We start from the raw sequence: 21,519 nt of genomic DNA on the forward strand, positions 1-21,519 counted from the left end.
GATTAGCCGACGATACCGCGAACAAAGGCTTCAATCTCTTTGTCCTGGCAGTTTTCAAAGAAGCACTGCTGGAAGCGCTGACCTGACACGGCGGTTTTCACCAGTTCCGGGTCGATTGCGCGCAGCGTATCCAGGTAGTTGTCCTTCACTACTGCGGCTTTAACCTGATTCAGGATACCGGCATTACGAACCTGCGGCTCTTTACGCTCTGGTGGGTAGCCTTCGCCTTTACGGCCAGTGAATGCTTTTTCAAAGATAAAGCGCACGTTCAGTTCCGCGCCCCAACCGAAGCCTTTGGCAAACGGCAGCGCAAGTGCGTTACCGTTGTTGATCTGGGCAAACAGGAAGGCGTCAGCCGGATCGATACAGTAGCCGCAGTTCACGCCAGGATGGATGTTCAGAGACATCAACGCGCCCTGGCCGGTGCCGCAGCCGGTCACGACGAAATCAACAGCCTTAGAATTGATCAGAATGCTGGCCATGATACCCAGGTGGATATACGTCAGGTGATGATCGTTCTCATCGCTCATCCCAACGTTAAACACCGGGAAGCCTTTCTCATCGGCTACCGCTTTCAATTCATTAAGGATAATGGCGTTTTTTGCCGCCTGGCTGTTTTCCATCATCAGTGCAATTTTCATTCTTTATCTCCTGAATGCGATGCGGGTTTTCCCGCCACAGATAGCTCGTCCACTCAACTCTACTATCTGGCAAACATACTTTCAAATTAACTGAAAAAATGTTTTAAAAAATTAAGGTGACTTCACACATTTCTGTTTTGCGGTTGAAATTTGTGCGCCCGCATAAACTGAAGAAATTTTTACTCGCGAATCCGGCAGTTAGCTAGACTGCATTTAAAAGACAGTAAAATCCTTTGGGGAACATCTGTGAATATGCGCCGCCGGAAGCCTCGCATCACATGGCTAATCGGGTTAATTATCCTTGATGCCCTACTCTGGGCAAGAATATCTTTTGCACAGCCCACACCTGATTCACCCCCCGTTCCCGTCTGGATTTATAACGCCGACAGTTTCGAATTCTGGCGCACTCCTCAGGGTGAATTACTGGGTTTCTACCCCGAACTCGTGCGCGCGATTAACCTCAAATATGACACACATCTGGAACTCAGGCCGGTCGGTGGGTCTGAAATCGGGCAGCGTTTTAATGCCGATAGCTACGGAGTGTATGCCGGAGTCCTGCGAACAGAGTCGAGGGCGCGCACCAAAATCCTCTCATCACAGCTTTTTATCAACGAGGTGGTGGCTGCAAGCCCATCGATGTCGGTGAATACTGCGGAAGAGTTGACGAACGCACGCGTTCTGTTTCGCCAGAATGATGCCACGCTTGAGAGCGTGCAAAAGCGTTATCCGGATCTGACGTTTCGCTCGATTCACCTGGTCGCCACCAGCGAAGAAGCCTTCCGTTTGCTGAGCGAGCGCAAAGCAGATTTCTACATTAATGACGCCAGCGAAATGGAAAACACCCAGCGCTACTACCTGCTCTCCCATCCTTTTCCTGAACTGCGTATCCCCGTGGTGCTAGCGTTCAGCCCGGAGCTGCGCGATTTACGCGAAAAGGTAAATACCTTTATTGGTGAGTGGTACCGCAGCGGGGCGTTACGCCAGGCGCTGGAGGAGAGTCAGCGACAATACCTTCTCAGTCGTATTGTTATTTCAAATGATGAAAAAGCCTGGCTTGCCAATAATCATCTGGAAATCTGGTTACCTAAAAATGAAAACTTTGCGCCGATAATCTGGAAAGACAACCGCGGTTATCAGGGAACCGCGATCAATATGATTAATGACATGCGCGAATTACTCGGCATGGAAGTGGATGTTCATTTTATTGATAATTATGCCGAAACGCTGGAAAAACAGCGCTGGCCTGTTCGTCTTGTTGATGTCGCCGAAAGCAGCAATACCGAGCATGCAGCAGGTCGAATTGGGCCGGACATTGCCTGGCACAACGTCTATTACAATCGAATCAAACAGCCATTTTTGTGGGATGAGGAGAGTATTCGCAGCCAGCGTGTCGGCGTGCTGGAGGGATCGTTCTCCGCCCGCTATTTACAGGAACGATTCGGTAATGACGTCGTTATCGTGACCCAACCCAACCTTAACGGCCTGATCGATGCTATCGAAAATAATAAAATTGACTATATCCTGGGCGATTTAAGTTCGCTGGAGTCGACGCTTCGCGGCAATGAGTTGTTCCGGGGCGTGCTAAAAGTCGCTGGCATCACGCGATCTGAGTTTATTGTCGGCCCCTGGGTTCAGCCCGATCACCCTCTCTTTCAACTGCTCACTCAGATTCACCGCCTCTCCAGCTTCCGTACGCAACTCGAGCGCCAGGAAGAGCCTGATTTCTTTCCTGATTTAACCAAAAACACGCTGAAAATAATCAGCGTCATTTTGCTTGTGACGGCACTGTTTAGCCTGTTTATGCTGATAATGATGCGCCGCCATATAAAAGAGAACCGGTTAATAAACCGCAATATTGTGCAGGCGCTGGAAAAGGTCAACCGTGCGCACGATGACGAGACCGGAAGCCATATCCAGCGTGTCGCGAAATACTGCGCAATGATGGCCCGTGAGCTGAAATTATCCCGCAAGATGATCGCAGAAATTGAACATTTCGCTTCCCTGCATGATGTCGGGAAAATCGCCGTCCCCGACCACATTTTGCGCAAGCAGGGGCCGCTAACGCCTCAAGAATTCAGCGAAATGAAACTGCATACGACGAAAGGCTATATGATTATTCAGGGCCTGGCGCTGGGTCCGGTCGCGGAAAATATTATTCACTTCCATCACGAAAAATGGGACGGCAGCGGCTATCCCGAGGGGCTTCGCGGCGAGAATATTCCGCTAGAAGCACGCATCCTGGCGTTGGCGGATGTGTACGACGCATTGCGGCAAAAACGCGTGTATAAACCTGCATTTAGTCACGAAAAAGCATGCGAGGTGATCTTTGATGGCGCTGGACGCCACTTCGATCCGCAACTCATCGCGTTATTCCGCAAACATCATCTCAAGTTTCGCACGATATTTGACAGTCTGGCGGATTGAGCCCCGCCGTCGCGAAGAGAAAGAGCGGATTGACTGGCTATTCCAGGCATTGCGCGCCGGATCAGACGGTAGGATAGAGTGTTTTCAATGACTCAGAGCGAAATATGAAGAGATTATTCCTTGCAGGCGCGCTTCTGATACTCGCGGGTTGTAATGTGACCCGCCAGGCCGAAGTGAACAGCGTGGACAGCACCAGCGGCGTTGTCAGGCTCAATATGGGTCAGGCAATACTGCAAAATAGCCACTATGATGATTACGTGACTAACGGTACGGCGACACGTGAATGCCAGGCAATGGGTTATGCGACCGCTTCAGCCTATGGCCAGCCGATAAAAACCTGCACTGTTGTCAGCGGTTCGGTGTGCCTGAATGAAAGCGTAACTATCCAGTACAAATGCCAGGGTTACGCGATTAATCCCTCGGCAAAGCAAACCTACTATTAATAGTAGGTATTAATAATAGTGCTGCCAGAATCGCGCTGGCAGCATATTCAAATAAGAAACAGAACAATTCTCATTAAAATATTAACCATTGCCAATGCGTTTTATTCCCATTCGTATTTTAAATAAATAATATCTTTATTTTACCTTTTGCAAATAATTTAATAACAAATTATAGTGACGCTCTGCCCGACTCATTAATAATTATATGGAGCCGCACCATGCTGAAAACTGAAATGATCGATAAGCTCAACGAGCAAATGAACCTTGAGCTTTTTTCATCCCTGCTTTATCAACAGATGAGTGCCTGGTGCAGCTTCCACAGTTTTGAAGGCGCGGCCGCATTTCTGCGTCGTCACGCTCAGGAAGAGATGACGCATATGCAGCGTCTGTTTGATTATCTGGCCGATACCGGCAGTCTGCCGCGCATCAACCCTGTTGCGTCCCCTTTCGCAGAGTATGCTTCTCTGGATGAACTGTTCCGTGCAACCTACGAACATGAACAGCTGATCACGCAAAAAATTAATGAATTAACCCACGCCGCGATGATTGGTCAGGATTATCCAACCTTTAATTTCCTGCAGTGGTATGTGGCAGAACAACACGAAGAAGAGAAATTGTTTAAATCCGTTCTGGATAAATTGTCACTGGCAGGTAAATCCGGCGAAGGTCTGTACTTTATTGATAAAGAGCTTGCCACGCTCGACACACAGAATTAATTAAAAAAGGGAGCCCATTGGCTCCCTTTTTTAATGCCGACATATTTTACTTTCGTGCGTAGAAAACCCTTCCTTTAAGGGAATAAATTTCCCTTTATTCTTCAGCAACTCCACCATCTGCGCGGCCGTCATATTTTCAGCAGAACAGGTATGAAAATGGGCGCTATCGCCGAATCGCATGTGAATAGCCTGAATCAGGCTGGTTTCCGAATAGTGCTCATCAGACTCCAGCATCATATTGAGCACCTCGTGCCCGTGAATTGACGTCATAACCCCTCCGCAAAGAAAGGCTCAGACTACACGCGAAGTCCGTGTCGCGCCTTGCGCTGGCACAGGTTTACATGCACCCGGCACAGCTAGTGCATCGCCAGTCATGAGGGTTAATCGCCTGATAAAAAGCGCGATAATTGTCGGTTTCGAGCGGAATGCCATTGTCGAAGAACAGATCGGTTAGCCAGTCGACGTGTTCAATTATCCACTCATCCTCTTTCAAACCCTGGGCAAAAATCTCATCGTCCGGATCCATAATGTTGTAGATCGCCCACGTCCCCATATCTTTTTCACGACGCGGCTCAGGCAATTCAATTAACTCGCCGTTCCAGTGAATAATCCAGTGTCCGTGACACAGCAAATTGCCTGAACGACTCCATGCGGCCTTAAAGGGATTATCCCCTGCCATCAGCTTCTCACTTTTTTTGATTATTTATATTTACTGTTTAAGGTACGCCTGATTTTCGCGCGAAAGTATTGCCCTTATGAAGTAGGCAAAACCCTCAAAAGTATCAGCCAGTTGCACTAAATATCGTACCCAGCCGGAATCGTAAATATTTTATTACACCACTTGTAACGGTGATTTGACGAATTGGTGCTTTTCACTTACTCTGCGCCGCAGAATGGGTTGCGATTTGTTGTTGCGGTAGAGGAAAGCGTGAGAAATAGAACTCTGGGAAGTATTTTTATCGTCGCAGGCACGACGATTGGCGCAGGAATGCTGGCGATGCCGCTGGCCGCCGCGGGTGTTGGCTTTAGCGTCACTTTACTGCTTTTAGGCTGCCTGTGGGCGCTGATGTGCTACACGGCATTGCTGCTGCTTGAAGTCTATCAGCACGTTCCTGCTGACACGGGGCTTGGCTCGCTGGCGGCACGCTATCTCGGCCGTTACGGTCAATGGATCACCGGTTTCAGCATGATGTTCCTGATGTACGCGCTGACTGCGGCTTATATAAGCGGCGCGGGTGAATTGATCGCCTCGAGTGTGAATGATTGGTTTGGTACGGACATTTCCCCGGCGACCGGCGTTATCTTTTTCACCGTAATCGGTGGCGGCGTGGTGTGTGTCGGGACCTCTCTCGTCGATCTGTTTAACCGTTTTCTGTTTAGCGCCAAAATTATTTTCCTTGTGGTGATGCTCGTTCTGCTTGCCCCGCATGTGCACAAAGTCAATTTACTGACACTTCCGCTTCAGCAAGGCCTGGCGCTTTCCGCCATCCCGGTGATTTTCACTTCATTTGGCTTTCACGGCAGCGTGCCGAGCATTGTGAGCTACATGAACGGTGATATCCGCAAGCTGCGTCGGGTATTTATCATCGGCAGCGCCATTCCATTAATTGCTTATATCTTCTGGCAACTGGTGACGTTGGGCAGCATCGATTCCTCGACGTTTATCGGCTTAATGGCTGACCATTCCGGTTTGAATGGATTCCTACAGGTGCTGCGTGAAGTGGTAGCCTCGCCACATGTTGAGCTGGCGGTTCATCTGTTTGCTGACCTTGCGCTGGCGACCTCTTTCCTTGGCGTGGCGCTGGGTCTGTTCGATTATCTGGCGGACTTGTTCCAGCGCCGTCGCTCCCTCGGTGGCCGCATCCAGACAGGCGTTGTGACGTTCTTGCCGCCACTCGCCTTTGCGCTGTTTTATCCACGCGGATTTGTGATGGCGCTGGGCTATGCGGGTGTGGCATTAGCCGTGCTTGCGCTGCTGCTCCCTTCCCTTCTGGCGTGGAAAAGCCGTCAGCAGCATCCTGACTCAGGCTATCGGGTGTGGGGAGGAACACCGCTTCTGGCGATGGTATTCACCTGCGGGATTGTGGTTATCCTGGTGCAGTTCTCGATTGCAGCAGGATTCTTACCAGAAGTCGGTTAACAAAAAGGGCTCATAATGAGCCCTTTTTTATCAGCGCAATCAATGCAAACAGCAGCTTTTGAATTTCTTACCGCTGCCACATGGGCAAGGATCGTTACGACCCACTTTCGCGCCATTGATAATCGGCTGTTGCGCCACAGTTAGCTGCGGGTTTGCCACCCAGTAGTTGTATAAACGAAGCGCCGCCGGTTTGATTCGTTCAATGCTGGCGTGATATTCGTCTTCGGTTAGTTCATCCAGCTGTTCGGCATTCGCTTCCGTTCCGTGCAGCGTAATGATGTCTAAATCGGCTTTCAGCTCTTCCGGCAACGATGACCAGTCGGTCAGTGCCATCCCGCGCATATAGCCATAGCACCACTCTTCCACCACGGTATAGCTTTTCCCGTCCACGTCGTTAACGCCGAAAACCGGTTCAAACTGATCGGGATAGTCACTCAGTCGCTCGGCAATATCGTTCAGATGCTTAAAGCAGAGATCGATAAAACGGTTCATTTCGCGATCGTTTTTCCATCGCGGAACATACTTTTGACCGCCCCACACCGCCACCAGCCAGGTATCGGGTTCAACGACAACCGGACCCGATAAAACCGCGGTAAGCATGCCGTCAAGCTCGGAAACGTCAATCACAGACGCATCCTCATGACCGTAAGACATTAACGTCTCTTCCAGCCACTCCAGTTCGTTTTCAGTTAATGGGCCTTCAGTCATTGCAGACACTCCTGATAAAAAAAGAAAACGATTTTATCACACAATGCCAAAGGACTTCTCAAACGCCAGCTCCAGGCGCGTGGAGCATGCTGTTTACACGCCGATAACACCATATTCTCCATGGGCTTTCCTGGTGCAAGATAGCTTGAATCGTGACCGTTGCCCACGTGGCGGGCTTTATTGTTAACGAGATGTGATCCCCGCTGTAATTTCAGTTCACGGCGTCAGGTGGCGTAAAACGGCACTCTATACTGAAATAAGTCAAAAACCCGCAATGGGTTATTCACTCTGGCAGCCATTTTGCTTGCTTAATGTTCCTGCCCGTAGAGGGTGACAGGAAATCTCGTCGTATGAGCAGGATATTGTCAGGCTCGCGTTTGTTTCGTGCATTTTGTTCTCGCTTTTGTTTTTGGATTGACTGCGCCATATGCCGTTCAGGTTTAGACCGTGGTGCAAAAACCTCTTTGCTAAGGAACATAACAATGTCGCTGAAATTAATCAGAAGTCCCCTTTCTCTTGTATTAACAGGTTGTCTGGTCACGGCATTTTCCGCCCAGGCGGATATCGTCATCGGCGTCGCGGGGCCCTTCACCGGCCCGAACGCAACCTATGGCGATCAGTATTGGCATGGGGCGACTCAGGCCGCAGAAGATATCAATGCCGCCGGTGGGATCAACGGCGAAAAGATTAAGCTGGTCCAGGGTGATGACGCCTGCGAGCCAAAACAGGCCGTCGCCGTCGCTAACCGTCTGGTTGATCAGGATAAAGTCAAAGCGGTTGTCGGCCATTTCTGCTCATCGTCTACCATGCCGGCTTCTGAGGTGTATAGCGATGCCGGCATTCTGGCTATCACTCCCGGCTCGACCAATCCGTTGATCACCGAACGCGGCATGAGCGATATGTTCCGCATGTGCGGACGTGATGACCAGCAAGGGAAAGTCGCCAGCGATTTTATTATCGATAAGCTGAAGGCCAAACGGGTGGTGATCATTCACGATAAAGACACCTACGGTCAGGGACTGGCGGATGCGACGAAAGCCGCACTGGCAAAACGTGGCGTAAACGATGTGATGTACGAAGGCCTCTCGCGCGGTGAAAAAGACTTTAACGCCCTGGTCACCAAAATCGGCGCGCAAAAACCTGATGTCGTGTTCTTCGGTGGTTGCCATCCAGAAGCCGGTCCGCTGGTGCGTCAGATGCGTGAGCAAGGCGTGCAGGCCAAATTCTTCTCCGGTGACTGTATCGTCAACGAAGAAATGGTCACCGCTGCGGGTGGGCCGAAATACACCAACGGCATTTACATGACCTTTGGCAAAGATCCCCGTTTGATCCCCGATGGTAAAGCCGTCATCGAGAAATTCCGCACCAGCAAGTTTGAACCCGAAGGTTACACGCTCTATTCCTACGCTTCTGTTCAAGCCATCGCCGCAGCCTTTAAAGCGACTGGCGGCACGGATTCTGCCAAAGCCAGCGCCTGGCTGAAAGCTAATCCTGTTGAAACGGTGATGGGCAAAAAAGCCTGGGATGATAAGGGTGACCTGAAAGTCTCCGACTACGTGGTGTATCAGTGGGATGACAAAGGGAAATATACCGAAGTGCCGTAACGGAACGGCGTCACGCTCAACGTCGATAGCATGGCGAATCGATTCGATATACACATCAGGCTGCACGCATGTGTCGTGCAGCCCATAACACGAGCGCGCGGTGATGAGCACATTCTTTCTTCAGCAGTTGATCAACGGCCTAACGCTGGGTTCCGTGTACGGACTCATTGCCATCGGTTATACGATGGTGTACGGCATTATCGGGATGATTAATTTCGCTCATGGCGAAGTGTATATGATTTCCGCCTATCTCAGCGCCATCGGCCTGGCGCTACTCGCCTGGTTTGGCCTGGAGTCATTTCCGCTTTTAATCCTCGGCACGCTGGTGTTCACCATTATTGTGACCGGCGTTTACGGCTGGACCATTGAGCGTATTGCCTATAAACCGCTGCGAAACTCAACGCGCCTGGCTCCGCTGATCTCGGCCATCGGGATGTCGTTAATCCTGCAAAACTACGCGCAAATCAGCCAGGGACCGCGTCAGCAAGGCGTGCCCACGATGCTGGATGGCGTGTTCCGTTTTCACATTGGCGAGGGGTTTGTTCAAGTCACCTACACCAAAGTGTTTATTCTGATTGCCTCATTCGCAGGCATGCTGCTGCTCACCTGGATAATCAGCAATACCCGATTGGGACGCATGTGCCGCGCCGTGCAACAGGACCGCAAAATGGCGTCGATTTTAGGCATAAATACGGACCGGATTATTTCGCTGGTGTTCGTGATTGGTGCAGCTATGGCAGGTCTGGCGGGTGTGTTGATTACCATGAACTACGGCACGTTTGATTTTTACGTCGGGTTTGTTATCGGCATAAAGGCCTTTACGGCTGCGGTTCTCGGCGGCATTGGTTCGTTGCCCGGCGCAATGCTGGGCGGGTTGATTCTCGGGATAGCCGAGGCACAATTTTCGGGAATGGTAAATTCTGACTACAAAGATGTGTTCTCGTTTGGATTACTGGTGGTGATCCTCATTTTCCGTCCTCAAGGACTGCTTGGCCGCCCGGTTGTCGCCAAAGTATGAGGGAGTCAAATATGACATCGCAAACTGATGTGCACGACGGTTTTTCGCTCAAACGCTGCGTTCTGGATGCCATCTTTGCCGGCATGATCGCATTAATCATTTTTGGCCCCATCGTTGGCGTGGTGCTGGACGGCTACAGTTTCAACTTTGAAGGACGACGGCTGGCGTGGATCGTTGCCACCGTGGTGACGGGGCGCTTTTTCCTGAGTGCGTTTTTGATGACGGCTGTGGGTACACGATTTTTATCGCGATTCGACACCGATAACGCAGGTGTTTACGTGCGGCCTCCCGAGTATAAAAGTCGGATGCGCTGGATTATCCCACTGGTGCTGACGCTGGCGGTCTGTTTTCCGTTTATCGCCACAAAATATGTGCTGACGGTAGCGATCCTTGGGCTGATTTATGTCCTGTTGGGGCTGGGGCTGAATATCGTTGTCGGCCTCGCTGGTCTGCTGGACCTGGGATACGTCGCCTTTTACGCGATTGGCGCCTACGGTTTAGCGCTGGGTTATCAATATCTAGGCCTGGGATTCTGGACGATGTTGCCGCTGGCGGCACTGATGGCCGCTGCTGCGGGGGCTTTACTGGGGTTCCCGGTTCTGCGCATGCACGGCGATTATCTGGCGATTGTGACGCTCGGATTTGGGGAAATCATCCGTCTAATTCTCAACAACTGGCTGACCTTTACCGGCGGACCAAACGGCGTTTCGGCCCCGCCCCCCACCTTTTTCGGCCTTGAGTTTGGCCGACGAGCCAAAGAAGGCGGCGTGCCGTTCCATGAGTTTTTCCATCTGACCTACAACCCCAACCTGAAGTTTATTTTCATCTATGTCGTCCTCCTGCTGGTCGTTTTGCTGGTGCTCTACGTCAAACACCGTCTGACGCGTATGCCGATTGGACGCGCGTGGGAAGCGTTGCGCGAGGACGAAATCGCCTGTCGTTCGATGGGGCTTAATCATGTACTGGTCAAGCTCTCGGCGTTTACCCTTGGGGCGTCCACAGCAGGCATTGCTGGGGTGTTCTTTGCGACCTATCAGGGATTTGTTAACCCCACGTCGTTTACGTTTTTTGAGTCCGCGCTCATCCTCGCCATCGTCGTTTTAGGCGGAATGGGATCGACTGTCGGCGTAGTGTTAGCCGCCTTTGTCCTCACCGTGACGCCAGAGCTGTTGCGCAGCTTTGCAGAATACCGCGTGCTGTTATTCGGCATGCTGATGGTCGTGATGATGATCTGGCGGCCGCGCGGTCTGATTCGCATTAACCGCAGCGGATTTGCGGTTCGCAAAGGAGTCGCGCCATGAACGGGACGATATTAAACGTTGAACATTTAATGATGCATTTTGGCGGTATTAAAGCGCTAAACGATGTGAATCTGGACGTCCAGCGTGGCTCAATAACCGCGTTAATCGGCCCGAATGGTGCCGGAAAAACCACGGTGTTTAACTGTCTGACCGGTTTCTACAAAGCCTCCGGCGGCACGATTCTGTTCAATACGCTCAGCAAAACCACCAACGTGATTCAGGTGCTTGGGCAAAAATTTCAGCCCGGAGACTGGATCAATCCAGCGCAGCTTGGCGGGCGTATTTTCTACAAAATGTTTGGCGGGACGCATCTGGTCAACCGCGCTGGGCTGGCGCGCACCTTCCAGAATATCCGCCTTTTTCGGGAAATGTCTGTGGTGGAAAACCTGCTGGTCGCGCAGCACATGCGCGTCAACCGTAACCTGATTGCCGGCGTGTTGAATACCCCCGCGTACCGCCGGGCGGAGAGCGACGCGTTGGATCGGGCATTTTACTGGCTAGAGGTAGTGGATCTGGTGGATTGCGCTAATCGCCTGGCGGGTGAGATGTCCTACGGTCAGCAGCGGCGTCTCGAAATTGCGCGCGCAATGTGTACGGGGCCAGAGATGCTGTGTCTGGATGAACCCGCCGCTGGGTTAAACCCCGTCGAAACGCGTGCGCTGAGTAAAATCATTCGTTTTTTGCGCGACCATCATAAAATCACGGTCTTGCTGATTGAACATGATATGGGAATGGTGATGGAGATTTCAGATCACATTATTGTTCTCGACCATGGCGATGTGATTGCGCAGGGTAAACCGCATGAAATCCAGCATGATGAGAAGGTTATCGCCGCGTATCTGGGCACCGATGAAAGCGAGGTCAGCGTATGAGCGAGACGATGCTGGAATTTAAGGACGTGGATGTGTTTTATGGTGTGATTCAGGCATTAAAGCAGGTTTCTTTGCAGGTGAATAAAGGCGAAACGGTGGCGCTGATTGGTGCTAACGGCGCGGGAAAATCGACGCTATTGATGTCCATTTTCGGCCAGCCACGCATTCGAAAAGGTCAGATCCTGTTTTGCGGCGAGGATATCAGTCATCAATCGACGCATTACGTGGCGTCGGGGGGTATCGCGCAGGCTCCGGAAGGTCGACGTATTTTCCCGGATATGACCGTTGAAGAAAATTTGCTGATGGGGACCATTCCTGTGGGTAACCAACATGCCGCGCACGATCTGCAAACGATGTTTGATTTGTTCCCGCGACTGAAAGAGCGACGCAAACAGCGGGCGATGACCATGTCCGGGGGAGAGCAGCAAATGCTGGCGATTGCGCGTGCGTTGATGAGTCGACCAAAACTCCTGCTGCTTGATGAGCCAAGTCTTGGTCTTGCGCCAATCGTGGTAAAACAAATTTTCCAGACGCTGCGCGAGCTGGCGCGTAATGGAATGACAATTTTTTTGGTGGAGCAAAATGCACATCACGCGCTCAAGCTCTCCGATCGCGGGTATGTGATGGTTAACGGGCAAATCCGACTGAGCGGTAGCGGCGAGGAACTGTTAGGTAATGAAGATGTGCGAAAAGCGTATTTGGGCGGCGTGTAATCCACGGGGAATTTGGTGAATAAAGCAGCTTTCGGAGCTTTCACGACACGGCTTATTGCTTTGATTGCTCTTCGCTTTCCCTTGTAAATGACGCAAGACTTGAATTCGCAGACCGCAAGTGCCGAGAGATTTTAACATCACGCATGTTGTTCATAAAAACTCAGCCGTTATGTAGCTTAATAATTGATTATGGCGAGGAGTTTGTGTGGGCATTGTACAACATGGACTATCTGTCAACGCGCCGGCTGACTCAATTTGTGGTAAACTGCCCTTCCAAGAGAAATTTGTCATGAAATCAGAAGACACCCTCGACTGGTACCCAGCCCAGCTCCCACCCGTAAAAATCATTCTGGGTAATGCAGTGCTCGAAGTCGGTAAAACAGGCCGCCCAATCAACACTCGCACGCTTCTTGAATACCTGCAGGTTACGCAAAAAAAACTATCAGGCAGAGATAATAAAGTCGCAATGCAAACCGCTATCGAAGTGCTCAGGGATAACCAAAAGATAAACGGAAGATTGTAGACGATTGCGCTGCGCGCTAAACATTTTCCGGGCATGAAAGAATGAGCGCTTCATCATCAAAATAGGGATATGAGTTGCGGATTAAATGATGTCTGCTATTCGCTCAAATATTATGAGCCTCATTACAGACGATACCGGTAGATTTTTTCTCAGAAAAAACTTGTATTTCCAAATCCCTGGCATTTTCTAATTCATCGTAAAAAACACGAGTAATTATTATAGTAAACGTGTATCGTGGTCGTCCCTTATATCAGGAGATGCCTATGTCTGGACGTAAAAATTCACAAACCCGTCGTAATTATTTAGTCAAATGCCCATGCCCAAACTGTTCTAAAGACTCAGAACACAGTTTTAGTCGCGTTCAAAAAGGTTCCCAGCTGGTCTGCCCGTTTTGCAGCACCTTGTTCAAGTCATCAAAATGACTGCAAAAAATTGTTGCAGATATGATGAGCGTTGCAACTAACGCCCCATATTTAGCCGTAGTTTAGGGAATACCAAAAATGATGCTGTTGTAGGCCGTCTAATCATTGATGCTCATTACTGTTTATACTGTCAGTTAACGTCAACTTTTAGACTGTTCATGCGAGAGGCCTGCGCTTCATCATTCCGGTCAGCACAACTGAAAAGATGCTGGCCTCATTTTAGAAATTTTCGGCCTTTCAATCATCTTACAGTTATGCCTGCTCGGTTATCCTTCCACTCGATATCGCAGAACCACACCTATTTATTTATCACAAAGTATTACGTTAGAAGCAGCGGGACCTTTGTTACCATTATAAATAGTGTACTCAACCTTCTGTCCTTCAAATAGGGTTTGACAATTATCACCCTTAAGATTCGAAACATGGACTGAGATATCTTTGCCTCCATCAAGAGGAGAGATGAAACCAAAACCTTTATCTTCTTTATACCACTTTACCAGACCTCTGATTCTTGAGGACATATTTACTCCTATTACGCATGATGAGTGGGGTAATAAACGTATAATAATAAACGTATGGACTCAGAAGGAAGGGTATCAGCGATAGCACCTGGTAATGAGGACTGCCCGATAAAATGTTTACGTTCGCTTGTACATCGAACTTATCAGGACATTAAGGCACGGACGGTGACAATAAGCAAAGCATTCTTTACTACCCATCTCATATGCTATGACATTTTGCCGGGCCGAAAGCCTTTCAAGAGAAGATTATCGCCCACACGTTCAAAGCGCTTTTACCTGTTATAAGCTCAAGATTTAAAGACCGCCAAACAATGTCTAACGTCTTAATTTTCTTCATGCTTCTACACATCACTTCTATCCCGGAAGAGTCATATGAAGCAGACTATCGAGTTGCCGTTCTGGACCAAATTATCGGATGATAATCACAAATGTCTGAAAACAACGACCACGCGGTACACGAATGAAGTAAGGCGTGTATGCTTAAATGTATACATTAACAATGCGGGACAGCGACATGTTTAGCTTTTCATCCAACGAATTCGTCACAAACGATGTTGACAGAGTCATAGGCAGCGCTGTCTTTGACATTATCCAGGCCGGCGTAGCTGACCACATAACGCCAAAAATGCTGATTCAGCACCTCACCCGCAAGTATGTGCATATTTACGAAACGAGCGCTTCCGTTGACGAAGCGTTAGCCTATGAAGCCGCAATAAAAAACCTCGAAAAATCAGTTGGTTAATCGAACTTTTATCAATGTATAACACTGTGTGTGACGTCGCAGAAATTGACCTTTCACGCAATGTTATTGATTGGCTGTGATATGAGATGAGAGCCCCTGAGATCAGTATTTGAGGCAATCGTCAGTTCGTCATATCGGTATGTTCACAGCTAAAAAATTCATCTCACCTCCATACTGCAAATTCTTTTAATATTTCATTATCTGCTGCTGAATATGATCTTGATAACGTAACGGTGTGCCAGATACAGAAAAGTGTCCTGTTGACAGTACTCATGACTGCTTATTCTGGAAAACACCTACACCGGTTGACCTGTAAATAATCAATATTATTATCTCTCTAGCTTATTAAACTGACGTAGGGAGGATAGATTGTTGGGTTGGAAATTTCTAATCGGTTTTCTTTTTGTCACCATCGTTCGATTTGCACTATTTGGTTTCGTTTTTTCACTCCAGCAGTTGAAGTAAAACGACGGCCATCTTCTGCTATATGCCATGCCTTGAACGTAAAAAACCCGCTCAAGGCGGGTTTTTTACGTTCACTTATCTGCTCAGGCTGAAGCCATCATCGCTGCCATAAGTGTGCACGGCGTTATCAGCAATTAAAGCGCGGTAACGTTAGCAGCTGCCGGACCTTTGGCACCATTCTCAATCGAGAATTCAACCTTCTGTCCTTCGTCCAGCGTCTTGTAATCGCTGCTCTGAATAGCAGAAAAATGTACGAATACATCTTTGCTACCATCGGCTGGCGTAATGAAGCCGAAGCCTTTTTCAGAGTTAAACCATTTTACTAAACCAGTCATTTTGTTAGACATAGATATTTCCTTAAATTTTCTTGAGCCACACGTGGCGGCGAACATGGCCTGCTTGCAGATGAGGACTTATTGGGCACTTAGGAGAAGGCTCATGCATAAGAGTATCAAAGGATATCGCTTGAAATGAGGACTGCTTTACTAAAACTGCTTTCATAAGGTCTGTATGCCAAACCGATGAGGCATGTTGGACTCTTATGGGATAATAATCAAGGTTACTTTTGTCAGTGATTTGTTGGGAAAATTTACAATTCTAAGAGGGAGTAATCTTAAAAGCCCTGACCATTGCAGCCAGGGCTTTTAAGGTACTACAGGCTTCAGATTTGACATTAATGGACTTAATAGAGTGATACTGCTATTGATACTGCTTTTAAATGTACCCGTTTACTACAGATAATATTGGGTGTATAGACTAAAAACCTCCCTCTATTTATCTCGTTATATACCTGCCTGCGCTTATAAAATCTGAGCGTGGCAACTTGAACAAGCACATCCCCCCTCGCGACATACACTCTTTGATGCGTTGCCCTTTGCCGATCCGGTTACCATCAACAAGCGAAACCACCGACATTAACAAGAAAAACAAGGCCTTACATCGTCGCGCTATCACTACCATTTTGCAAACCAGCACAAACTCTACAAGGCCTGAAAGCAAACTACATCCCAAACAACAAACTTCGTGGCCCGTATAGCAAAATGGTTTAACCCAGTATTTCATACTATTTACTAACGATTTTATTGTGCTGCTGAGTACTAATTTACTCATTTAAGATTCGAGGTCAATACTGTTTTTTAAAACATGTTTTTATTAACAGCAATAGTGACTGAACCGCCCCTACTATGCCCTGTGGCCGCTGTGAGTGAGAGGCTGGTATAACAACCCAACACGAACATGACATCATTAGCACACACATGAGGCATGATAATAATATGCACTATAACCATTATTCCAGTGTGGATATAAAAGACTTAACTTGTTATAAATCACTGTCGTCAAGCCCAAAGGGTAAAAGGTCAGAAGAGATGAACAATATTAACTGGAACTGGGAAACACATTTCAGTATAGACAGCTCGGTACTTCTTAAAATAGGGGTAGTCATTCTTCTTTTATTTTGAGGCTTTGATGAACTGCGGAAAAGAAGGAAAAAGAAACCAAGTGTAGAAGCGTCAATCTACCAAGCCAACGCCAGAGAACGCCACGAGTGGCGCCATGTAAGATACCTATTTAAAATGATACGGGTTGTCTTTGCTCTGTATATTTTATGGTCACTCATTCAGTACCTCTTAACATAAAACAAGCAAAACTATTTTCCGCGCTGAATTTCATTGGCTGACAACTGCTGATTGAGTCTGTCCGATTTTGCAGTTCAAGATCAGCGAAGCGGGCCAGGTCTCCTTTAGGTTTCGCCGGGAAGTCGCACAGAATGCGGCATTACCTTCATATCTGCGCGGCGTAATTAGCCTCAGAAAGATACGACAAGAAATTGTCTATCGTGCCGGTGGTTTGGGCAGTGCCTACCTAACCTTATAGTGAAAGCAAATGGCGGAACGTGATTTACAGGCACAAAAAAACCACCTTTCGGTGGTTTCACGACACTGCTTATTGCTTTGATTATTCTACTTTCCCATGGTACCCGGAGCGAGACTTGAACTCGCACAGCGCGAACGCCGAGGGATTTTAAATCCCTTGTGTCTACCGATTCCACCATCCGGGCTCGGGAAGAAATTGGAGGCGCGTTCCGGAGTCGAACCGGACTAGACGGATTTGCAATCCGCTACATAACCGCTTTGCTAACGCGCCTTTGAATCTTTTTACTGAGCACCCGCTGTTGCCGATACTTATAATTTGGAGCGGGAAACGAGACTCGAACTCGCGACCCCGACCTTGGCAAGGTCGTGCTCTACCAACTGAGCTATTCCCGCAATCATCAAGTCATTATGCTAATCACTTGATTTTACTACCGACTGGCTAAGCGTACCGCCGTTCGATGCGTTGCATTCTACTTATATGACGGTTTGAGTCAACGTTAATTTTTGCTTCCCAGGATCGTTTGCTGAAATTTGCGTCGAAACGATCACTGTTCAAGCAAATCGCCGCGTGAGGCGTTCAGATATTGCAGCATCGACCACAGTGTCAGGACGGCGGCAACCCACAGCAGACCAATGCCCGCCCACTCTACCCACGCATTTGGACGCCACAGCATCCACACCAGCGAAGCCATCTGGGCGGTCGTTTTCACTTTGCCGATCCAGGAAACCGCAACGCTGCTGCGTTTACCCAGCTCAGCCATCCACTCACGCAGTGCAGAGATAATGATTTCACGGCCGATCATGGTGGCAGCAGGCAGCGTCACCCACCAGGTATGGTAATGCTCCGCCACCAGCACCATCGCGATGGCGACCATCACTTTATCCGCAACCGGATCGAGGAACGCACCAAAACGCGTACTCTGATTCCAGCGACGCGCCAGATAACCATCAAACCAGTCCGTCACCGCGGCGATAAGAAAAATGAATGCACATGCGAAAGGTGCCCAGGTGAACGGCAGGTAAAATGCCAGAACAAAGAATGGGATAAGTACGACGCGAAAAAGCGTAAGCAACGTAGGGATATTAAATCGCATAATGACGGTAACTGTCTGTTGTCAGTAAATTTAGCTCTATGTTGCTACAGAGCCCTCAATGTTTCAACGAGTAGTAGATCTTTTCTGCCAGCCCTTGCGAAATACCTGGCACTTTTGCAATTTCCTCCACGCTCGCGTTGAGTAATCCTTGCAATCCCCCCATGTATTTCAACAACATTTGTCGACGTTTTGGCCCAACGCCTTCGATCGTTTCAAGCGTACTGGTATTTTTCACTTTCGCCCGTTTTTTGCGATGCCCACCGATAGCATGATCGTGCGACTCATCGCGGATATGCTGGATGACATGCAAAGCAGGAGAATCTGGCGGCAGGTTGAACCCCTCGCCTTCAGGCTCAAAGAATAGCGTTTCCAGACCCGCCTTACGGTCAGTCCCTTTCGCCACTCCCAGCATCAGCGGATGATGCTTATCCCACGGCACGTCTAGCTCAGCAAAAACCTGTTTCGCCTGACCCAACTGCCCTTTCCCGCCATCGATAATGATGACGTCCGGGATTTTGCTCTCTTCGATCGCTTTTCCGTAGCGACGGCGCAGCACCTGATTCATCGCTGCGTAATCATCGCCAGGCGTGATGCCCGTAATATTATAGCGGCGATATTCCGCGCGCAGCGGGCCGTTCGCGTCGAACACCACGCAAGAGGCGACAGTTTGCTCGCCCATGGTGTGGCTAATGTCAAAACACTCCATGCGCTTCACTTCTGGCAATTTCAACAACGTCGCCAGGGCGAGTAAGCGCTGATGAATAGTCGATTGCTGAGAAAGTTTGGTGGTCAGCGCAGTCGCCGCATTAGTACGAGCGAGCTTCAAATAGCGTGCACGGTCGCCTCGAGGTTTGGTCTGGACGTTGACCCGCCGGCCCGCCAGCTCAGAAAGCGAGTCAGCCAGGAGGGTTTTATCATTCAGATTAAAGTCGAGCAAAATTTCCGACGGCAACGTGCGCATCTGGCTACCCTGCAGATAGAACTGGCCAACAAAAGTTTCCACCACTTCGCCCAATTCAGTGCCACCCGGCACTTTTGGAAAATAGCTGCGGCTACCCAGGACCTTGCCCTGGCGAATAAACAGAACATGTACGCAGGCCAGCCCGGCATCGAAAGAGACACCAATAACATCCAGATCGTCGCCATTATTGGAGACGAATTGTTTTTCCGTCACGCGACGCACAGCCTGAATCTGATCCCGAATGCGCGCCGCTTCTTCAAACGCCAGCGACTGACTGGCCTTTTCCATGCGTTCAATTAGCTGCGTCAGAACCTGATCGTCCTTACCGGCCAGGAACAAGCGCACATATTCAACCTGCTGCACGTATTCCTCTTCGCTGACCAGACCAGCCACACACGGGCCAAGACAACGCCCAATCTGATATTGCAGACATGGCCGAGAGCGGTTGCGATAAACGCTGTTTTCGCACTGGCGAACCGGGAAAATTTTTTGCAGCAGCGCTAGCGTTTCACGTACCGCATAGCCGTTTGGGAAGGGACCGAAATACTCCCCTTTCGCATGCTTAGCACCACGGTGCATGGCCAGGCGCGGATGAGTGTCGCCACTCAGGAAGATAAAGGGATAAGACTTGTCGTCACGTAATAAGACGTTGTAGCGAGGCTGATACAGCTTGATGTAGTTGTGCTCAAGCAGGAGTGCTTCCGTCTCAGTATGGGTGACGGTGACATCGATCTGCTGAATTTGCGCAACCAGCGCTTCAGTCTTACGCGAGGCAAGATTATCGCGAAAATAACTGGAAAGGCGCTTTTTGAGGTCCTTCGCCTTACCAACATAGATAACCGTCTCGCCAGCGTCGTACATACGGTATACGCCTGGCTGGCTGGTTACGGTTTTCAGGAAAGATTTAGAATCGAACACATCACTCACTGACTGGTTAGGGTCTCTGTATTACACAGACCATGACGAATAGCCAGGTGAGTGAGTTCGACATCGCCATGAATGTTCAGTTTACTGAACATACGATAGCGGTAGCTGTTCACCGTTTTCGGGCTAAGATTCAGTTGCTCCGAAATCTCATTCACCTTTTGGCCTTTGGTGATCATCAGCATAATCTGCAATTCGCGCTCAGACAAACTGGCAAACGGTGAACCCGTCTTTTCCGGCTCAATCTGGCTCAACGCCATCTGTTGAGCGATATCCGAGGCGATATAGCGCTGTCCGGAATACACGGAACGAATGGCATTCACCACTTCCTGCGGCGCAGCGCCTTTAGTGAGATAACCGGCTGCGCCAGCCTGCATCACTTTCGCGGGCAAGGGGTTTTCGGTATGCACGGTCAGCATGATGACTTTGGTATCAACGAAGGCGCGGGCGATTTTGCGCGTGGCTTCAAGCCCACCGATGCCAGGCATATTCATGTCCATTAGCACCACATCGGCAGAGTTGCTTCGGCACCACTTCACGGCGTCTTCACCGCAGCAGGCTTCTCCGGCCACTTTAATACCCTTTATATCTTCAAGTATGCGACGTATCCCTGCGCGCACGAGTTCGTGGTCATCAACAAGAAGGACGTTGATCAAAGGAAATGTCTCCAGAAATAGGGATAACGCGACTGACTGCTAATTGGTTTATATTAACGGTTTTCCTCCCAAGTTTAAAACGTTAAAAAGGTGCAGTACGATTCCGTTCTCTTTTTTGGAAATTAGTCTGTACAGCAAGTGGAAAGAAAAACCCTGTCTTAATGGCGTTCTTTGCCCTTTTTAAGCACCTGCATTCAAAAAGTTACAAAAAATAAACACGGCAGGAAGCGCAAAAAACAGAACATATATTTTTGTAACAATAATTAACAGCAGCCAAACCAAGACTAAACAATTAAGGGATATTTAAACACGATAGCAATTATACTTAACCCTAGTTTACCCGAATAAACAAAACGGCAGGATGTTCAAAAAACAACCACTGCTTTTTTTCCTCTGGCTTATGGTATACTCCGCCGCCTTAACTTTCATCGTCGCGCTACAGCGCAGTTTTGTAATGAGGATTATCCATGAGCACACCTGAATTCGCCACCGCGGAAAATAACCAAGAACTGGCGCAGGAAGTATCCTGTCTGAAAGCACTGTTGACTCTTATGCTTCAGGCAATGGGTCAGGCCGATGCGGGCCGTGTGATCATTAAGATGGAAAGACAAATCGCGCAGATGGAAGATCAAAGCCAGGCTGACATATATGCTGGCACAGTTAAGCAAATTAAACAGGCTTACCGTCAGTAAAAAAAGAAACGGCTGAACGCAATGCATTCAGCCGTCTTCGTGTCTGGCACGCAGAACAATGTTGT

At 49.1% G+C, this 21,519-nt stretch carries 22 protein-coding genes and 3 tRNA genes; 13 read left to right on the top strand and 12 right to left on the bottom strand.

The features are described 5' to 3' along the window. Positions 1-2: 2 nt before the first annotated feature. Positions 3-641: an RpiB/LacA/LacB family sugar-phosphate isomerase gene (locus tag ACKI5T_RS21270; RefSeq protein WP_015959485.1), complete on the bottom strand. Its 639-nt coding sequence runs from the start codon at positions 639-641 to the stop codon at positions 3-5. 252 nt (positions 642-893) lie between these two features. Here ACKI5T_RS21270 and ACKI5T_RS21275 point away from each other — a divergent pair, with 252 nt between their 5' ends. From ACKI5T_RS21275 to ftnA, 3 genes are all read left to right on the top strand, one after another. Next, positions 894-3,065, top strand: a complete 2,172-nt coding sequence (locus ACKI5T_RS21275; RefSeq protein ID WP_407440111.1) for an HD domain-containing phosphohydrolase — start codon at positions 894-896, stop codon at positions 3,063-3,065. Between the two features lie 104 nt (positions 3,066-3,169). Further along, on the top strand, positions 3,170-3,508 hold the full coding sequence (gene yecR / locus ACKI5T_RS21280; protein WP_407440012.1) for a YecR family lipoprotein: 339 nt from the start codon (positions 3,170-3,172) through the stop codon (positions 3,506-3,508). A gap of 218 nt (positions 3,509-3,726) precedes the next feature. Continuing rightward, positions 3,727-4,224, top strand: coding sequence for a non-heme ferritin (gene ftnA, locus ACKI5T_RS21285; RefSeq protein ID WP_015959488.1), 498 nt, complete (start codon positions 3,727-3,729; stop codon positions 4,222-4,224). 30 nt (positions 4,225-4,254) lie between these two features. On the opposite strand, the gene ACKI5T_RS21290 is transcribed toward ftnA, so the two are convergent. After that, a complete protein-coding gene (locus tag ACKI5T_RS21290) occupies positions 4,255-4,494 on the bottom strand; it encodes a YecH family metal-binding protein (protein ID WP_407440013.1) in 240 nt (79 codons plus the stop codon). A 67-nt stretch (positions 4,495-4,561) separates the two neighbouring features. Continuing rightward, on the bottom strand, positions 4,562-4,903 hold the full coding sequence (locus ACKI5T_RS21295; protein ID WP_407440014.1) for a hypothetical protein: 342 nt from the start codon (positions 4,901-4,903) through the stop codon (positions 4,562-4,564). A gap of 249 nt (positions 4,904-5,152) precedes the next feature. On the opposite strand from ACKI5T_RS21295, the gene tyrP reads away from it, so the two are divergent. Next, entirely contained in the window at positions 5,153-6,364 is a 1,212-nt protein-coding gene (tyrP, locus tag ACKI5T_RS21300; protein ID WP_407440015.1) for a tyrosine transporter TyrP, read from the top strand. Between the two features lie 39 nt (positions 6,365-6,403). Here the strand turns inward: tyrP and ACKI5T_RS21305 are convergent, their stop codons facing one another. Further along, on the bottom strand, positions 6,404-7,072 hold the full coding sequence (locus ACKI5T_RS21305; RefSeq protein ID WP_015959492.1) for a YecA family protein: 669 nt from the start codon (positions 7,070-7,072) through the stop codon (positions 6,404-6,406). A gap of 482 nt (positions 7,073-7,554) precedes the next feature. Here ACKI5T_RS21305 and ACKI5T_RS21310 point away from each other — a divergent pair, with 482 nt between their 5' ends. The 7 genes from ACKI5T_RS21310 to ACKI5T_RS21340 all read left to right on the top strand — a co-directional run bounded on the left by ACKI5T_RS21310 (position 7,555) and on the right by ACKI5T_RS21340 (position 13,525). Next, a complete protein-coding gene (locus ACKI5T_RS21310) occupies positions 7,555-8,676 on the top strand; it encodes a branched-chain amino acid ABC transporter substrate-binding protein (protein ID WP_407440016.1) in 1,122 nt (373 codons plus the stop codon). Between the two features lie 103 nt (positions 8,677-8,779). Continuing rightward, the gene (locus tag ACKI5T_RS21315; RefSeq protein WP_407440017.1) at positions 8,780-9,694 is read left to right on the top strand and encodes an ABC transporter permease subunit; all 915 of its coding nucleotides are present in this window, start codon (positions 8,780-8,782) and stop codon (positions 9,692-9,694) included. Between the two features lie 11 nt (positions 9,695-9,705). Further along, on the top strand, positions 9,706-10,995 hold the full coding sequence (gene livM, locus ACKI5T_RS21320) for a high-affinity branched-chain amino acid ABC transporter permease LivM (protein WP_407440019.1): 1,290 nt from the start codon (positions 9,706-9,708) through the stop codon (positions 10,993-10,995). Beyond that, positions 10,992-11,867, top strand: a complete 876-nt coding sequence (locus tag ACKI5T_RS21325) for an ATP-binding cassette domain-containing protein (RefSeq protein WP_059179654.1) — start codon at positions 10,992-10,994, stop codon at positions 11,865-11,867. The genes livM and ACKI5T_RS21325 overlap by 4 nt, the downstream gene beginning before the upstream one ends. Further along, positions 11,864-12,580, top strand: a complete 717-nt coding sequence (locus ACKI5T_RS21330; protein WP_015959497.1) for an ABC transporter ATP-binding protein — start codon at positions 11,864-11,866, stop codon at positions 12,578-12,580. Before ACKI5T_RS21325 ends, ACKI5T_RS21330 begins: the two co-directional genes overlap by 4 nt. Positions 12,581-12,869: 289 nt before the next feature. Further along, positions 12,870-13,103, top strand: coding sequence for a hypothetical protein (locus ACKI5T_RS21335; protein ID WP_407440112.1), 234 nt, complete (start codon positions 12,870-12,872; stop codon positions 13,101-13,103). A gap of 263 nt (positions 13,104-13,366) precedes the next feature. Then, positions 13,367-13,525 (top strand): YnfU family zinc-binding protein, encoded by a 159-nt coding sequence (locus tag ACKI5T_RS21340; RefSeq protein ID WP_216979987.1) that lies wholly within the window; start codon positions 13,367-13,369, stop codon positions 13,523-13,525. Positions 13,526-13,827: 302 nt separating this feature from the next. On the opposite strand, the gene ACKI5T_RS21345 is transcribed toward ACKI5T_RS21340, so the two are convergent. After that, on the bottom strand, positions 13,828-14,046 hold the full coding sequence (locus ACKI5T_RS21345; RefSeq protein WP_407440021.1) for a cold shock domain-containing protein: 219 nt from the start codon (positions 14,044-14,046) through the stop codon (positions 13,828-13,830). A 484-nt stretch (positions 14,047-14,530) separates the two neighbouring features. Between ACKI5T_RS21345 and ACKI5T_RS21350 the strand changes: the two genes are divergently transcribed. After that, positions 14,531-14,788, top strand: a complete 258-nt coding sequence (locus ACKI5T_RS21350) for a hypothetical protein (RefSeq protein ID WP_407440022.1) — start codon at positions 14,531-14,533, stop codon at positions 14,786-14,788. A gap of 599 nt (positions 14,789-15,387) precedes the next feature. Here the strand turns inward: ACKI5T_RS21350 and cspA are convergent. The 7 genes from cspA to uvrY form a co-directional block, all read right to left on the bottom strand. Beyond that, positions 15,388-15,600 (bottom strand): RNA chaperone/antiterminator CspA, encoded by a 213-nt coding sequence (gene cspA, locus ACKI5T_RS21355; protein ID WP_015959500.1) that lies wholly within the window; start codon positions 15,598-15,600, stop codon positions 15,388-15,390. A 1,625-nt stretch (positions 15,601-17,225) separates the two neighbouring features. Next, positions 17,226-17,312, bottom strand: a tRNA-Leu gene (locus tag ACKI5T_RS21360). Between the two features lie 12 nt (positions 17,313-17,324). Then, positions 17,325-17,398 (bottom strand) — tRNA-Cys (locus tag ACKI5T_RS21365). 46 nt (positions 17,399-17,444) lie between these two features. Then, a tRNA-Gly gene (locus ACKI5T_RS21370) sits at positions 17,445-17,520 on the bottom strand. 152 nt (positions 17,521-17,672) lie between these two features. After that, a complete protein-coding gene (pgsA, locus tag ACKI5T_RS21375) occupies positions 17,673-18,221 on the bottom strand; it encodes a CDP-diacylglycerol--glycerol-3-phosphate 3-phosphatidyltransferase (protein ID WP_015959501.1) in 549 nt (182 codons plus the stop codon). Positions 18,222-18,276: 55 nt separating this feature from the next. After that, the gene (uvrC, locus tag ACKI5T_RS21380; RefSeq protein WP_407440024.1) at positions 18,277-20,109 is read right to left on the bottom strand and encodes an excinuclease ABC subunit UvrC; all 1,833 of its coding nucleotides are present in this window, start codon (positions 20,107-20,109) and stop codon (positions 18,277-18,279) included. After that, on the bottom strand, positions 20,106-20,762 hold the full coding sequence (gene uvrY, locus ACKI5T_RS21385; RefSeq protein WP_407440026.1) for a UvrY/SirA/GacA family response regulator transcription factor: 657 nt from the start codon (positions 20,760-20,762) through the stop codon (positions 20,106-20,108). The genes uvrC and uvrY overlap by 4 nt, the downstream gene beginning before the upstream one ends. A 467-nt stretch (positions 20,763-21,229) precedes the next feature. On the opposite strand from uvrY, the gene ACKI5T_RS21390 reads away from it, so the two are divergent. Beyond that, complete coding sequence (locus tag ACKI5T_RS21390; protein WP_407440028.1) at positions 21,230-21,454, top strand: DUF2594 family protein; 225 nt, start codon at positions 21,230-21,232, stop codon at positions 21,452-21,454. The last annotated feature ends 65 nt before the right edge of the window (positions 21,455-21,519 follow it).

The sequence above is a fragment of the Lelliottia sp. genome (genome assembly GCF_045627565.1).
Taxonomy (GTDB): Bacteria; Pseudomonadota; Gammaproteobacteria; order Enterobacterales; family Enterobacteriaceae; genus Enterobacter.